The organism is Pseudonocardia sp., from assembly GCF_025465255.1.
Classification (GTDB): domain Bacteria; phylum Actinomycetota; class Actinomycetes; order Mycobacteriales; family Pseudonocardiaceae; genus Pseudonocardia.
The window spans coordinates 1-13,790 of the sequence record NZ_JAODNI010000099.1 but is presented as its reverse complement, the minus strand read 5'-3'; the positions used below and the strand labels follow the sequence as shown (position 1 = coordinate 13,790).

Below are 13,790 nucleotides of genomic sequence, written 5' to 3'. Positions count from 1 at the left end.
ATTACGCCGCGGCGGTCTCCTTCGCCCGGGCGCGGAGCGACGCCGGGACCTCGAAGCGGGCGCCGTACTTCTGCGCGAACTCGTCGGCGCGGGCGACGAAGCCGGCCACGCCACCGTCGAAGCCCTCGATGTACTGCATGACCCCGCCGGTCCAGGCCGGGTAGCCGATGCCGAAGATCGAGCCGATGTTGGCGTCCGCGGTCGTCATGAGCACGCCCTCGTCGAAGCAGCGCACCGTCTCCAGCGACTCGATGACGAGCATCCGCTCCGAGAGCTCCTTCAGGTCGACGTCGTGGTTCGTCGCCTTGAAGTTCTCCCGCAGCCCCGGCCAGAGGCCGGCCCGCTTGCCGTCGACGTAGGAGTAGAAGCCGGCACCGGAGCTCTTCCCCTTGCGGCCGAACTCGTCGACCATCCGGTCCACGATCACGTCGCCCGGGTGCGGGGTCCAGGTCTGCCCGGCCGCCTCGACCCCCGCCTGGGTCTCCTTGCGGATCTTCTGCGGCAGGGTGAGCGTGAGCTCGTCCATCAGCTGCAGCACCGGTGCGGGGTAGCCGGCCTGCGCCGACGCCTGCTCGATGGTCTGCGGGTCGATGCCCTCGGCGAGCATCGCGATGCCCTCGTTGATGAACGTCCCGATGACCCGGCTGGTGAAGAAGCCGCGGGAGTCGTTGACGACGATCGGGGTCTTGCGGATCCCGAGCGTCACGTCGAAGGCCTTGGCCAGCGTGGCGTCCGAGGTCTGCTCACCGCGGATGATCTCCACGAGCGGCATCTTGTCCACCGGCGAGAAGAAGTGCAGGCCGATGAAGTCCGCGGGCCGGTCGATGCCGGCGGCGAGCTCGGTGATCGGGAGGGTGGAGGTGTTCGAGCACAGCAGCGCGTCCGGCTCGACGACCTTCATCGCCTCGCGGAAGACCTCCTGCTTGAGCGCGACGGACTCGAAGACCGCCTCGATGACGGTGTCGCAGCCGGCAAGGTCGTTGTAGTCGTCGGTCGGGGTGATGCGCCCGAGCAGCGCCTCACCCTTCTCGGCGGTGACCTTGCCGCGCTTGACGCCCTTGGCGACCAGGCCCTCGGAGTACGCCTTGCCCTTCTCGGCCGCCTCCAGCGAGACGTCCTTGAGCATGACCTCCCAGCCGGACTGGGCGCAGACGTAGGCGATGCCCGCGCCCATCATCCCGGCGCCGAGGACGGCGACCTTGCGCGGCGTGTACTTCTCGTGGCCGTCCGGGCGGGACTTGCCGCCGTTGATGGCCTGCAGGTCGAAGAAGAACGCCTTGGTCATGTTCGTCGAGACCTGGCCGGTGACCAGGTCGACGAAGTAGCGCCCCTCGATCCGCAGCGCGGTGTCGAAGTCCACCTGCGCACCCTCGACCGCGGCCGAGAGGATGTTGCGCGGAGCCGGCATCGGCGCGCCCTTGAGCTGCTTGCGCAGGTTCGCGGGGAACGCCGGCAGGATGGCCGCCAGCTTCGGGCTGGCCGGGGTGCCACCGGGGATCTTGTGGCCGGGGGTGTCCCAGGGCTGCTTGGCCTCCGGGTTCGCGGCGATCCAGGCCTTCGCCTTCTGCAGCATCTCCTCGGGGGTCGAGGCGAGCTCGTCGACGATCCCGATCTCCAGCGCCTTGGCCGGCTTGTGCCGCTGGCCCTGCGCGAGGACCTGCATGAAGCCGTTCGCAATGCCGAGCATGCGCGTGATCCGGGTGACGCCGCCGCCACCGGGCAGCAGGCCCAGGGTGACCTCGGGCAGGCCGTAGACCACACCCTTCCCGTCGAGGCCGATGCGGTGGTGCGTGGCCAGGCCGATCTCCAGGCCGCCGCCGAGCGCGGTGCCGTTCATCGCCGCGACGACGGGCTTGCCGAACGTCTCCAGCCGGCGCAGCTGCGCCTTGACCTCGGTGACGTTCTCGAACAGCGCCGGGGCGTCCTCGGCCGTCGCCTTGACCAGCGCGTCCAGGTCACCGCCGGCGAAGAAGGTCTTCTTCGCGGAGGTGATGATCACACCGGAGATCTCGTCCTTCGCCGCCTCGAGCTCGGCGAGGACGGCGTCCATGCCCGCCTTGTAGCGGTCGTTCATCGTGTTGGCGCTGCGGCCCGGGTCGTCGAGCGTGACGATCGCGATCCCGTCGGAGTCCTTCTCCCAGCGGACTGCCTTCTCGGTCACTGCCATTCCCCTCAGACTCGCTCGATGATGGTCGCGATGCCCATGCCGCCGCCGACGCACAGGGTCGCCAGGCCGCGCTGCAGGTCCCGGCGCTCCAGCTCGTCGAGCAGGGTGCCGAGGATCATCGCGCCGGTGGCGCCGAGCGGGTGGCCCATGGCGATGGCGCCGCCGTTGACGTTGGTCTTGTCGTGGGAGATCTCCATGTCGCGCATGTAGCGCAGCGCGACGGCGGCGAACGCCTCGTTGATCTCGAAGAGGTCGATGTCGTCGACGGTCAGGCCGGCCTTGGCCAGCGCCTTGCGGCTGGCCGGCGCGGGACCGGTGAGCATGATCGTCGGGTCCGCGCCGGAGAGCGCGGTGGCGACGATCCGGGCGCGCGGGGTGATGCCCGCGGCCTTGCCCGCCGCCTCGCTGCCGATCAGGCAGAGCGACGCGCCGTCGACGATGCCGGAGCTGTTGCCGGCGTGGTGCACATGGTCGATCTTCTCGATCCAGTGGTAGCGCTGCAGTGCGACGGCGTCGAACCCGCCGGACTCGCCCATCATCTCGAAGGACGGCTTGAGGCCGGCCAGGCTGTCCAGCGTCGCGCCCGCGCGGATGAACTCGTCGTGGTCCAGGATCGGCAGGCCGTTGCGGTCCTTCACCGGGACGACGGACTTGGCGAAGTAGCCGTTGGCCCACGCCTTCGCCGCGCGCGCCTGGGACTCGACGGCGAACGTGTCGACGGCCTCGCGGTCGAAGCCCTCGATCGTCGCGATCAGATCCGCGCCGATGCCCTGCGGGACGAAGCCCGTCTGGTAGCTGGTGTCCGGGTCCATCGCCCAGGCGCCGCCGTCGCTGCCCATCGGGACGCGGGACATGGCCTCGACGCCACCGGCGAGGACGAGCTCCTCCATGCCGGAGCGGACCTTCTGCGCCGCGGTGTTCACGGCCTCCAGGCCGGAGGCGCAGAAGCGGTTGAGCTGCACGCCGGCGACGGTGTGCGGCAGGCCTGCGGCGATGGCGGCGGTCTTGGCGATGTCACCGCCCTGGTCGCCGATCGGGGACACGACGCCGAGGACGACGTCGTCGATCGTGTTCGTGTCCAGCTCCGGGAACCGGTTGCGGATCTCGTCGATCAGACCCACGACCAGCGACACCGGCTTGACCTCGTGCAGCGAGCCCGAGGCCTTGCCTCGGCCGCGCGGGGTGCGGATGGCGTCGTAGACGTACGCCTCGGGAATCTCGCTCATGCGAACCTCTCGTCTGCGTCGGCGGACCGGCCGGGCACCGCGACAGCGGCGCCCGTGGCCCCTACCCCTTTGTTACAGCAGCACTGTCACATAGGTCAAGAAATGTCGTAGCCTGGCCCCCATGGACCCCGAGCCGACGGCCGAGCTGCTGACGATCGACCAGCTGGCCGAGCGCACCGGCGTCACGGTCCGGAACATCCGCTTCTACTCGGGTCGTGGACTGCTCCCGCCGCCGCGACTGCGCGGGCGCACCGGCCTGTACGGGCCGGACCACATCGCCCGGCTCCAGCTCGTCGGCGAGCTGTCGGCCCTGGGATTCACCCTGTCGGCGATCGAACGTCACCTCGAACGGGTGCCGCACTCGGCCGGACCCGAGGAGCTGGCGCTGCAGCTCGCGCTGCTCACCCCGTGGGCGCCGGAGCCGCTCGAGGAGGTCGAGCGCAAGGAGCTGGACCGGCGGGCGGGCCGCGTGCTCGACGACGCGGACGTCGAGAAGCTGGTGGCGTTCGGCGTCGTTCAGCATCTCGACGACGGCCGGGTGCGCCTGCAGGGCCCCGGCGCGCTGGCCGCCGGGCTGGACTCCCTGGACCACGGCCTGCCCGCGGACTTCTGGCAGCGCTCGCACGAGGTGATCGAGCAGCACACGGCCGCGCTGGCGGAGGACCTGATGAAGCTGTTCCAGGACCAGGTCCTGCAGCCCTACCGCGACGCGGGCCGCCCGGCCGAGGAGCGGACCCGCCTCGCCGCGGCGCTGTCGCACCTCAAGCCGGTGACCGTGCAGGGCGTCGTGACGGCGTTCGGGCGGGCGGTGAACCGGAACATCCGCGAGCGGGTGGACACCGAGAAGGAGCCCGGCGACGCGGCGGGCTGAGCCGGACGCGCCCCTCCCGTCGAAGGCCTCGTAGGGTCCGCGCATGACCTTCACGCACCCGGTCAACGTCCGCTACCTGGAGGTCGACCAGCAGGGCGTCGTCTTCAACGGCTGGTACCTCGCGTACTTCGACGACGCGATGACCGCCTTCCTCGCCGACCGCGGGCTCCCCTACACCTCCATGACGGACGCGGGCTACGACGTCCAGCTCGTCCGCTCGGAGATCGACTGGAAGGCCGGCGTCGGCTGGGGTGACGACGTGCGGATCGCGGTCTCGACGTCCCGGATCGGCCGGACCAGCTTCGCCCTGGACTTCGAGGTGCGGAGGCACTCGGGCGAGTCCTACGCCGTCACCTGCCTGGGCCGGACCGTCTACGTGGTGATCGCGGTGGACGGCTCGGGCAAACGCGAGATCCCGGACGTGATCATGAAGGCCCTGGGGGACCCGCTCCCCCTCCTCCCCGCCTGACCCCTCCCACCCCTTCCCGCGTTGTGCCTCCACAACGCTGATTTCGAGGCCTGATACGCGCGTTGTGGGTCCACAACGCAGGGAGGTCGTTGCGTTTGCGCGGATAGTGGACACCGCCGCTATCCGATAGTTACAGTATCCACCATGCGGGTGTCCGATTTGAGCACCGTGGCGGGGGTCCCCGTCGCGACGATCAAGTACTACCTCCGCGAGGGCCTCCTCCCGCGCGGCGAGACCACGACCTCGGCGAACCAGGCCAGCTACGGGCAGGCGCACGTCCGCCGGCTGACCCTGATCCGCTCGCTCGTCGACGTGGGCGGCCTGTCGATCTCCGCGGTCCGCAAGGTCCTCGCCGCGATCGACGACCCGGACGTCCCGCTGCACGAGATGCTCGGCGCCACGGTCGGGACGGTCACGCCCGGCGCCGGCGCCACGGAGCACGACGAGTACCGCGCGCAGGCGGTGGCGGAGATCGGCCGCGTCGTCGACGCGCGGGGCTGGCGGGTCTCGGCGGACGCGCCCGCCAGGGACGCGGCGGTCGACGTCCTGGCGGCGATGCACCGCGTCGGCGGCGAGCGGCTGGCCACGGTGCTCGATGCCTACGTCCGGGCCGTCGAGCTGGTCGCGGAGGCGGACCTGGACACGGTCTCCGCGGTCCCCGACCGGGACGTCCGCGCCGAGACCGCGCTCGTCGGCACGGTCCTCGGGGACCACCTGCTCGCCGCCCTGCGCCGGCTCGCGCAGGAGCACGTGTCCGCCACCCGGTTCACCCCTCCTCCTCCGGAGACACCATGACCACCACCGGGACGTCGTCCGCCCTCCGCACCGCCTTCGGCTGGCACCGCCCGCTGATGACCCTGGCCGCCGCGATGACCGCGCTGATCGTCGCCGGGGTCGTCGGCATGGTCGCCGACGAGCGGGTCCTCACCGGCCTGCCGATCTGGGACAAGCCCACCAAGTTCGCGATCTCCGTCCTGATCTACGCAGTGACCTGGGCGTGGCTGATCGCGGTCGTCCGCGACGCGCTCCCGGGCCGCCCGTCCCGCCTCGGGCACCGGGCCGGCACCGTCGCGGCCGTGATGCTCGGCGTCGAGATGGTGATCATCGTGACCCAGGTGGTCCGTGGCGAGACCAGCCACTTCAACACCACCACCCCGTTGAACGCCGCGCTGTGGAGCGTCATGGGCCTCTCCATCGCCGTCGTCTGGGTCGCGACGCTCTCCGTGACGGCGCAGCTCTTCCGGGTCCGCGGGCTCGATCCCGCCCGCGCCCGGGCGATCCGGGCCGGAGCCGTGCTCGCCGTGGTCGGGATGGCGCTGGGCTTCCTGATGACGTCCCCGACCGCCGCGCAGATGGCGGGGGACACCGGGATCGTCGGCGCCCACACCGTCGGGCTCGCGGACGGCGGCCCCGGGCTCCCGCTGCTCGGCTGGAGCACGGTCGGCGGGGACCTGCGGATCCCGCACTTCGTGGGCATGCACGCGTTGCAGGCGATCCCGCTGGTCCTGGTCGCGCTCGAGCTGCTGGCGGTGCGCGTCGCCGTCCTGCGGAGCCCCGAGGTGCGTCGCGGCCTCGTGGGCGTCGCCGCGGCCGGTTTCGCCGCCGTGCTGGCGCTGCTCACCTGGCAGGCGCTGCGCGGGCAGTCGGTCGTGGCGCCGGACGCGCTGACGGTGTCCGTCTTCGGTCTGATCGTGGCCGGGACGGCCGCCGGCTCGGTCCGCGCACCGCGGCTCGTGTCCGCCTGAGTTCACCCTCGGCGAACCGTCCCAGGTCGGCGGTCGTGGCCCGATTCGCCGTGAGCGAATCGGGCCACGGGCGCGCACGGGCCCGCCTAGCGTCGGTGGGGACAGCAGGATCCGACACCGTCAGGAGCCTCCGATGCCCACCCCAGCCCCGACCGCCGACCTCGCCGACTCCGTCTTCGAGCGCCTGCTGCGGCACCGGATCGTCGTGCTCGGCCAGGAGGTCGACGCCGCGATCGCCAACCGGATCGCCGGCCAGATGCTGCTGCTGGCCGCCGAGGATCCGGACGCGGACATCTCCCTCTACATCAACTCGCCCGGCGGCTCGGTGCCGGACGGGATGGCCGTCTTCGACACGATGCGCTTCATCCCGTGCGACGTCGCCACCTACGCGCTGGGGATGGCCGCCTCGATGGGGCAGTTCCTGCTGTCGGCCGGAACGCCGGGCAAGCGCTACGCGTTGCCGCATACGAAGATCCTGATGCACCAGCCGTCCGCGGGCGTGGGCGGCAGCGAGTCGGACATCCGCATCCAGGCGGAGCTGTTCCGCCGGCACAAGGAGGAGATGGCGGGGTTGATCGCCGAGCACACGGGCCAGACCCCGGAACGGATCATGGCGGACTTCGACAGGGACCGGTGGTTCTCCGCGCAGGAGGCCCTGGCATACGGTTTCGTGGACCAGGTGGTCGCACGTGCAGGAGAGGTGACGCCGCAGTGAGCGGTTATTCGAGGCCCCAGTCGACCCAGATGCCGCAGTCGCGCTACGTGCTGCCCTCGTTCGTCGAGCGCACGAGCAACGGCACGCAGGAGACCAACCCGTACAGCAAGCTCTTCGAGGAACGCATCATCTTCCTCGGCGTGCAGATCGACGACGCGTCCGCGAACGACGTGATGGCGCAGCTGCTCACGCTCGAGTCCATGGACCCGGACCGCGAGATCAGCATCTACATCAACTCGCCCGGCGGCTCGTTCACGTCGCTGATGGCGATCTACGACACGATGCAGTTCGTCCGGCCGGACATCCAGACGGTCTGCCTCGGCCAGGCCGCGTCCGCCGCCGCCGTACTGCTGGCCGCGGGGACGCCCGGGCGCCGGCTCGCCGTGCCGAACGCGCGGGTGCTGATCCACCAGCCGTCGATGGGCGGGTTTCGCGGGCAGGTCTCGGACCTGGAGATCCAGGCGAAGGAGATCACCCGGATCCGCACGCAGATGGAGCAGGCGCTCGCCCGGCACACGGGCCGCACCCCCGAGCAGATCCACGCCGACATCGACCGGGACCGGATCCTCACCGCCCCCGAGGCGGTCGAGTACGGGATCGTGGACGAGCTCATCCAGAGCCGCAAGCTCTCGCTCGTGAAGTGACGTCGTGCCCGGTGGGGGCGTCGAGGCGCTCCCACCGGGCTCGCGGTCAGCCGGGAAACCTGGGGTTCAGCGCGTCGGCACGGCGGCGCAGGTCGCGCACGGTCGCGATGTCGTCGTCGACGTCCGCGACGTCCGCGGGGAGACGCGCCAGCCCGTCGACCGCGGCCTTGGCGGACGTGAGTTGCGCCGCCGCGTCCTCTTCCATCCGGTTGAACGCCGCGGCCGTGTCCCGGCGGAGTTGCGTGTTCGCCGCACGTGCCGCGTCCCGGACCTGCTTGCCCAGCGCCATCTGGAACTCGTCGACCATCCCCCGCACTGCCGTGCGGGCCTCACCGCGCCGCCGGTCGAGGCCCCGTTTGCGCTCGCCGCTGAGCGCGGCACCCCCCAGCGCCAGCGCGCCGACCCCGGCCCCCACCGCCAGCGCCCAGCCGGGCACCTGGAACCCGAGCAGGCGCGTGCCCACGACGGCCATCATGATCCCGCCGTACGACGGCATGACGACGGTGAGCAGCCGGGCGGGGATCGGGGCACGCCCGGCCCCGGAGGGCCGCGGATCCGACAACCCGGCCACCAGCTCGCTCGGCGACTGCAGCGGCAGGTCCGGGACGGGCAGCGGCACGGGGAGCTCGAGCACCTCCACCAGCCGGTCCGCGACGGACCGGACACCGTCACGCACCCCGGTATAGGTCTGCTCGGCCTCGGCGATCAGCCGCGTGCGGAGCTGGTCGGCGAGCTGCTCGGCGTCCTTCGCCGGGTCGAGGGTCCCGAGGGCCCGCTCCGTCTCGGCGAGCACCCCGCGGGAGCGGGTGCGCAGCACGAACTCGCTGTCCGAGGTCAGGCCCGCGAACCCGTCGCCGAGGATCTGCGGCCACTCGCGGGACAGGCCGCGGGCCCGTTCCACGCGCTGCCGGGCGCGGGCCAGTTCGGCGCGCAGGCGGGCGGCGCGGGCGGGATCGGCGAGGACCTCACGCCGGTACCGCAGATCCGACGCGAGCGAGTCCAGCGCCCGGCAGAGCTCCGTCGCCGTGGCCCGCAACGCCCCGACCCGGGCCCCGTCCGTGCGGGCCGTGGTCAGCGCCCGGCGGGCGGCGTCGAGCCGCTCGAGCAGGTCCGGCCGGTCGTTCGCGGCGGCCCCGGCGAGCGCGCTGCCCAGCAGATCCAGCGCCTGGTCGACGGGCGGGCGCACTGGGTCCTGCGAGGCGGCCAACCGCTTCCTCCTCCGGCTGTGACGAGGCGCGCCCGGACACGGCGGAGCCGGACGACCATCGCAGGGGAGGTTAGGCGAGGGACGTCCGGGGCGGAAAGAGGAACGGCCGGCCCACGAGTGGTCTCGTGAGCCGGCCGTGATCCCCCGGAGCGGGTCCGGAGCGTCGTCGCCGATCAGTGGTGGACGGGCTGGTGGCTGTAGTCGTGGGAGGAGTGGTCCTCGTGGTGCTCGTGGCCCTTGTCGTCCCAGTCCTTGTCGTCCCAGCTCTTGTCGTCCCAGTCGTTGGAGTGCTTGTCGTTCCAGTCGTGGTTGTTCCAGTCGTGGTCGTCGTCCCAGCGCTTGTCCTCGTGGCTGTTCTTGTCCCAGTCGTGGCTGTCGTGGTGCTCGTTGTCGTGGTGGTTGTCGTTGTGGTGGTTGCTGTTGTGGTTGCTCTTGAAGTCCGGCATCGGGTGCTCCTCGGGGTTTCGGGTGGTTCCTTGTTGAGGAGAACTCTGCTCCGGCAGCGACCCCACGACGACCGAGTACGCCCTACACCTGCACGCGATCACCCCCGGATCGCGGTAGGGAGAACCCCACCCCGGCACGCCCTCGGAGCCGGTGATCACCGTGCTCGCGGCTGTCGGTGGCGACACGTAGCCTCTTCCGCCGTGGAGCTCATCCGGATGTCCTGCTGTGATTTCACCTGGGTGGGTGCCGATCGGGCTCACTGCTGCGCCCGCACCGGCGGCTGTTCCCAGGTCTTCGACGACGTGTTGCTCTTCGACACCCACCGGAGCCGCGACCAGTGCCTCGATCCGGCGACGCTGGACCTCGGGCGCACCCGCAACGGCATCTGGATCCGTCCCGTCGACGCCGTTGAGGCTGGTGGAGGCGCCGCCCCGGGCCCGAAGGGATCCCCCCCGTCCGCCGCACGACATGGCGGGACGCGCGTGAAAGGCTCACGGGGACAGGGCAGGATCGACCCGACTGCCGTGCGGACGAGCGCACGGCGCTCACCGACGAGATGACTGGAGTGGAACGGTAATGGCGCAAGAGGTCCGCGGAGTCGTCGCGCACAGCAAGGGCAAGCCGGTCTCCGTCGAGACGATCGTGATCCCGGATCCGGGGCCGGGTGAGGCCGTCGTGCAGATCCAGGCATGCGGCGTCTGTCACACCGACCTGCACTACCGCGAGGGCGGGATCAACGACGAGTTCCCGTTCCTGCTGGGCCACGAGGCCGCCGGGATCGTCGAGTCCGTCGGCGAGGGTGTCACCGAGGTCGCGCCGGGGGACTTCGTCATCCTGAACTGGCGCGCCGTCTGCGGGCAGTGCCGCGCGTGCCGCAAGGGCAAGCCCTGGTACTGCTTCAACACCCACAACGCCACGCAGAAGATGACGCTCAAGTCGGGTCAGGAGCTCTCCCCCGCGCTGGGGATCGGCGCGTTCTGCGAGAAGACCCTCGTCGCGGCCGGGCAGTGCACCAAGGTGAACCCGGCCGCGAAGCCGCAGGTCGCGGGCCTGCTCGGCTGCGGCGTGATGGCCGGGATCGGTGCGGCGATCAACACCGGCGGCGTGGGCCGCGGGGACTCCATCGCCGTCATCGGCTGCGGCGGGGTCGGTGACGCGGCCATCGCCGGCGCCGAGCTGGCCGGCGCGACCACGATCATCGCCGTGGACCGGGACCCGCGGAAGCTGGAGTGGGCCAAGGGCTTCGGCGCCACGCACACCGTCAACGCCGCCGAGACCGACCCGGTCGAGGCGATCAAGGAGGCCACCGGCGGGTTCGGCGCGGACGTCGTCGTCGACGCGGTCGGCCGCCCGGAGACCTGGAAGCAGGCGTTCTTCGCCCGGGACCTCGCCGGCACCGTCGTCCTGGTCGGCGTCCCGACCCCGGACATGACCGCCCCGGAGATTCCGATGATCGAGTACTTCGGCCGGGGCGGGTCGCTGAAGTCGTCCTGGTACGGGGACTGCCTGCCGAGCCGGGACTTCCCCGCGCTGGTGGACCTGCACCTGCAGGGCCGGCTGCCGCTGGAGAAGTTCGTCTCCGAGGAGATCGGGCTCGACGACATCGAGTCCGCGTTCGAGAAGATGCACCGTGGTGACGTGCTGCGTTCGGTGGTGGTCCTGTGACCCCGCCCGGACCCGTCGGCCACGTCGTCACCTCCGGCACGTTCTCCCTGGACGGGGGCACCTGGGACGTCGACAACAACGTCTGGGTGGTCGGTGACGAGAACGAGGTGATCGTCATCGACGCCGCGCACGATCCGGAGAAGATCGCCGCCGCGATCGGCGGACGCCGCGTCGTCGCCGTCGTGTGCACCCACGCCCACGACGACCACGTCAACCAGGCGCCCACACTCGCGGACAGGTTCGACGCGCCGATCCTGCTCAACCCGGCCGAGGCGCCGCTGTGGGAGATGACCCACCCGGACCGCGCGCCGGACCAGGACCTCACCGACGGCCAGGTGATCACGGCGGGCGGCATCGAGCTGCGCGCCATGGTCACCCCCGGCCACTCGCCCGGCTCGACGTGCCTCTACGCGCCCGAGCTGAAGACCGTGTTCACCGGGGACACCCTGTTCCAGGGCGGCCCCGGCGCGACGGGCCGGTCCTACTCGAGCTTCGACACGATCATCGACTCGATCCGGACAACCCTGCTGACCCTGCCCGGGGACACCACCGTCCGGACCGGGCACGGGGACTCGACCACCATCGGCGGCGAGGCCCCCCACCTCGACGAGTGGATCGCGAAGGGGCACTAGCCCTGTGCGCGGGAAACGCCGCCCTAGCGACGTTTCCCGCGCACGACCCGCGAGGTGAACGGGACCGCCAGGAACAGCACCGCGGCGGCCAGAGCGAACGCCGCGCGGAAGCCGAAGGGCTCCGCGACGGCGCCGAGCCCGGTCGCGCCCACGCCCGTCCCGGCGTCGTAGGCGATGTTCCACACCGCGCTCGCGGTGCCGTAGCGCCCGGAACCGCCCGCCGCGAACAGGGCGACGAGCGCGTCGTTCTGCACCAGCCCGAATCCGATCCCGACGAGCGCCGCGCCGACGACCAGCAGCACCGGGGAGTCGCCCCCCGCCGCGACGACCTCGCCGACCATCCCCGCCGCCGCGATCGCCGCGCCGACCGGGAGCAGCCGCCCGGCCTCGCCGCGACGGTCCACGATCTCCCCGGCCAGACCGCGCCCGAGCAGGCCGCCCAGCGCCGTCCCGAAGAGCGCGAGCGGCACCGCGACGAGCGAGCCGGGCGCGACGAGCGGCAGGAACGTCACGATCCCGCCCTGGGCCGTGGAGCAGGCCAGCATCGCGAGCACGGGGGCGACCGCCCGTCGTCGGAAGGTTCCGTCGGGTTCGGCCTCCGCCGCGGTCCGGTGCGGTTCGGCGGGCCGGGCCGCACCCGTCCGCAGGAACGCCACGCACACCAGCCCGGCCAGCGGCGCGATCCCCGCGGCGAGGAAGACGCCGTCGAATCCCAGGAGGTCGACGACGGCGACGCCCGCGGGCAGCAACGCGAGCTGCGGGATCCCGACGGCGTAGCCGTACCGGGCCGACGCGCGGCCGTGCTCGGCGGGCGGCACCAGCTCGGCGACGACCGCGCTGCCCGCCACCGTCAGCAGCCCGAACCCGAGCCCCCGGACCGCCGAGAGGGCCAGCACCGGCGGCAGGTCCGGGGAGAGCAGCAGCAACGGCGTCGGCGCGCCGAGCAGCAGCAATCCGGCCGCGAGCACCGGCCGGTGCCCGAACCGGCGCAGCAGCGCGGGGACGGCGAGCTGGGTGGCGACGGTGGCGGCCATCAGCACGCCGGTCGTCACGCCCGCACCGAACTCGCCGGACCCGCCGCGCGCCACCCACAGCGGGACGACCGGGAGAAGCAGCGCGTACCCGCCGAACCCGAGCACCGTGGCCGCGAGGACGAGCCGGAAGGCCGGGGACCTCATGGCCGCCAGGTCCGCTTCTCGGTCACGATCGCCGTCACCAGATCGGCCGGCGTCACGTCGAAGGCCGGGTTCCAGGCGTCGGCGCCGGTGGGGGCCGTCCGCCGGCCGCCGACGGCCAGCACCTCGTCTCCCGCGCGTTCCTCGATCTCGATCTGCGAGCCGTCCGCGGTCGCTGGGTCGACGGTCGACTCGGGCGCCGCGACCAGGAACGGGATCCCGGTCCGGGCCGCGGCGAGCGCGAGCGGATACGTGCCGATCTTGTTGGCGACGTCCCCGTTCGCGGCGATCCGATCCGCGCCGACCACCACCGCGTCCACCAGCCCCCGGGCGACGATCGAGGCCGCCGCCCCGTCGACGACCATCCGGTGCGGCACCCCCAGCTCGGCGAGCTCCACGGCGGTGATCCGCGAGCCCTGCAGCAACGGCCGGGTCTCGTCCGCGACCACCAGCGCCAGCCGGCCGTCCGCGTGCAGGTCCCGGACCACCCCGAGCGCCGTGCCCCACTCGACACAGGCCAGCGCCCCGGCGTTGCAGTGCGTGTGGATGCGCAGCGGCCGCGGCCCGCAGAGCTCCGCCAGCAGGTCCGCTCCCCGGCGGCCGATCGCATGGCAGGAGGCGATGTCCGCGTCCCGGATCGCGAGGGCCTCGGCGAGCGCGCCGTCGGGACCGGCCGCGTGGGCGCGCTCCACCGCCCACCGCAGGTTGACGGCGGTGGGCCGGGCGGCGGCGATCCGCTCGGCCGCGGCGGCGAGGGCGGCCCCGCGCAGCGTGCGGGCGGCCAGCGCGACCCCGAGCGCCCCGGCCACGCCGAGCGCCGGCGCCCC

Annotated in this window: 14 protein-coding genes; 8 read left to right on the top strand and 6 right to left on the bottom strand. The window is 72.2% G+C overall.

Annotation, left to right across the window (positions count from 1 at the left end; translation table 11 throughout):
• Nucleotide 1: 1 nt before the first annotated feature.
• Nucleotides 2-2,167: a 3-hydroxyacyl-CoA dehydrogenase NAD-binding domain-containing protein gene (locus tag JWP64_RS10990; protein WP_297495521.1), complete on the bottom strand. Its 2,166-nt coding sequence runs from the start codon at nucleotides 2,165-2,167 to the stop codon at nucleotides 2-4.
• A gap of 5 nt (nucleotides 2,168-2,172) precedes the next feature.
• Nucleotides 2,173-3,393: an acetyl-CoA C-acetyltransferase gene (locus JWP64_RS10985; RefSeq protein WP_297495514.1), complete on the bottom strand. Its 1,221-nt coding sequence runs from the start codon at nucleotides 3,391-3,393 to the stop codon at nucleotides 2,173-2,175.
• Nucleotides 3,394-3,514: 121 nt separating this feature from the next.
• Here JWP64_RS10985 and JWP64_RS10980 point away from each other — a divergent pair, with 121 nt between their 5' ends.
• The 6 genes from JWP64_RS10980 to JWP64_RS10955 all read left to right on the top strand — a co-directional run bounded on the left by JWP64_RS10980 (nucleotide 3,515) and on the right by JWP64_RS10955 (nucleotide 7,837).
• Nucleotides 3,515-4,264, top strand: a complete 750-nt coding sequence (locus JWP64_RS10980) for a MerR family transcriptional regulator (RefSeq protein ID WP_297495512.1) — start codon at nucleotides 3,515-3,517, stop codon at nucleotides 4,262-4,264.
• Between the two features lie 43 nt (nucleotides 4,265-4,307).
• Entirely contained in the window at nucleotides 4,308-4,733 is a 426-nt protein-coding gene (locus JWP64_RS10975; protein WP_297495511.1) for an acyl-CoA thioesterase, read from the top strand.
• Nucleotides 4,734-4,877: 144 nt separating this feature from the next.
• Entirely contained in the window at nucleotides 4,878-5,528 is a 651-nt protein-coding gene (locus JWP64_RS10970; RefSeq protein WP_297495509.1) for a MerR family transcriptional regulator, read from the top strand.
• Nucleotides 5,525-6,478, top strand: coding sequence for a hypothetical protein (locus tag JWP64_RS10965; RefSeq protein WP_297495507.1), 954 nt, complete (start codon nucleotides 5,525-5,527; stop codon nucleotides 6,476-6,478). Before JWP64_RS10970 ends, JWP64_RS10965 begins: the two co-directional genes overlap by 4 nt.
• A gap of 133 nt (nucleotides 6,479-6,611) precedes the next feature.
• Nucleotides 6,612-7,193, top strand: a complete 582-nt coding sequence (locus tag JWP64_RS10960; protein WP_297495506.1) for an ATP-dependent Clp protease proteolytic subunit — start codon at nucleotides 6,612-6,614, stop codon at nucleotides 7,191-7,193.
• A 29-nt stretch (nucleotides 7,194-7,222) separates the two neighbouring features.
• Nucleotides 7,223-7,837: an ATP-dependent Clp protease proteolytic subunit gene (locus JWP64_RS10955; RefSeq protein WP_297495566.1), complete on the top strand. Its 615-nt coding sequence runs from the start codon at nucleotides 7,223-7,225 to the stop codon at nucleotides 7,835-7,837.
• 46 nt (nucleotides 7,838-7,883) lie between these two features.
• On the opposite strand, the gene JWP64_RS10950 is transcribed toward JWP64_RS10955, so the two are convergent.
• Nucleotides 7,884-9,044 carry a hypothetical protein gene (locus JWP64_RS10950; RefSeq protein WP_297495504.1) on the bottom strand — a complete coding sequence of 387 codons (1,161 nt, stop codon included), beginning with the start codon at nucleotides 9,042-9,044 and terminating at the stop codon, nucleotides 7,884-7,886.
• A 173-nt stretch (nucleotides 9,045-9,217) separates the two neighbouring features.
• The gene (locus JWP64_RS10945; RefSeq protein WP_297495502.1) at nucleotides 9,218-9,490 is read right to left on the bottom strand and encodes a hypothetical protein; all 273 of its coding nucleotides are present in this window, start codon (nucleotides 9,488-9,490) and stop codon (nucleotides 9,218-9,220) included.
• 577 nt (nucleotides 9,491-10,067) lie between these two features.
• On the opposite strand from JWP64_RS10945, the gene JWP64_RS10940 reads away from it, so the two are divergent.
• Together JWP64_RS10940 and JWP64_RS10935 are read left to right on the top strand one after the other, a co-directional pair.
• Nucleotides 10,068-11,156: an S-(hydroxymethyl)mycothiol dehydrogenase gene (locus tag JWP64_RS10940; protein WP_297495500.1), complete on the top strand. Its 1,089-nt coding sequence runs from the start codon at nucleotides 10,068-10,070 to the stop codon at nucleotides 11,154-11,156.
• Complete coding sequence (locus JWP64_RS10935) at nucleotides 11,153-11,788, top strand: MBL fold metallo-hydrolase (RefSeq protein ID WP_297495498.1); 636 nt, start codon at nucleotides 11,153-11,155, stop codon at nucleotides 11,786-11,788. Before JWP64_RS10940 ends, JWP64_RS10935 begins: the two co-directional genes overlap by 4 nt.
• A gap of 23 nt (nucleotides 11,789-11,811) precedes the next feature.
• On the opposite strand, the gene JWP64_RS10930 is transcribed toward JWP64_RS10935, so the two are convergent.
• Nucleotides 11,812-12,966, bottom strand: coding sequence for an MFS transporter (locus JWP64_RS10930; protein ID WP_297495496.1), 1,155 nt, complete (start codon nucleotides 12,964-12,966; stop codon nucleotides 11,812-11,814).
• Nucleotides 12,963-13,790 (bottom strand): S-methyl-5-thioribose-1-phosphate isomerase (gene mtnA, locus JWP64_RS10925; RefSeq protein WP_297495494.1); only part of this gene is annotated, 828 nt, incomplete at its 5' end. The genes mtnA and JWP64_RS10930, both read right to left, overlap by 4 nt.

What these genes read in the sequence shown, in the direction of transcription:
- JWP64_RS10940 (WP_297495500.1), top strand. Translation starts at nt 10,068, where the DNA reads ATGGCGCAAGAGGTCCGCGGAGTCGTCGCGCACAGCAAGGGCAAGCCG.
- JWP64_RS10975 (WP_297495511.1), top strand. Translation starts at nt 4,308, where the DNA reads ATGACCTTCACGCACCCGGTCAACGTCCGCTACCTGGAGGTCGACCAG.
- JWP64_RS10965 (WP_297495507.1), top strand. Translation starts at nt 5,525, where the DNA reads ATGACCACCACCGGGACGTCGTCCGCCCTCCGCACCGCCTTCGGCTGG.
- JWP64_RS10990 (WP_297495521.1), bottom strand. Translation starts at nt 2,167, where the DNA reads ATGGCAGTGACCGAGAAGGCAGTCCGCTGGGAGAAGGACTCCGACGGG.
- JWP64_RS10955 (WP_297495566.1), top strand. Translation starts at nt 7,223, where the DNA reads ATGCCGCAGTCGCGCTACGTGCTGCCCTCGTTCGTCGAGCGCACGAGC.
- JWP64_RS10985 (WP_297495514.1), bottom strand. Translation starts at nt 3,393, where the DNA reads ATGAGCGAGATTCCCGAGGCGTACGTCTACGACGCCATCCGCACCCCG.
- JWP64_RS10960 (WP_297495506.1), top strand. Translation starts at nt 6,612, where the DNA reads ATGCCCACCCCAGCCCCGACCGCCGACCTCGCCGACTCCGTCTTCGAG.
- JWP64_RS10930 (WP_297495496.1), bottom strand. Translation starts at nt 12,966, where the DNA reads ATGAGGTCCCCGGCCTTCCGGCTCGTCCTCGCGGCCACGGTGCTCGGG.
- JWP64_RS10945 (WP_297495502.1), bottom strand. Translation starts at nt 9,490, where the DNA reads ATGCCGGACTTCAAGAGCAACCACAACAGCAACCACCACAACGACAAC.
- JWP64_RS10980 (WP_297495512.1), top strand. Translation starts at nt 3,515, where the DNA reads ATGGACCCCGAGCCGACGGCCGAGCTGCTGACGATCGACCAGCTGGCC.
- JWP64_RS10970 (WP_297495509.1), top strand. Translation starts at nt 4,878, where the DNA reads ATGCGGGTGTCCGATTTGAGCACCGTGGCGGGGGTCCCCGTCGCGACG.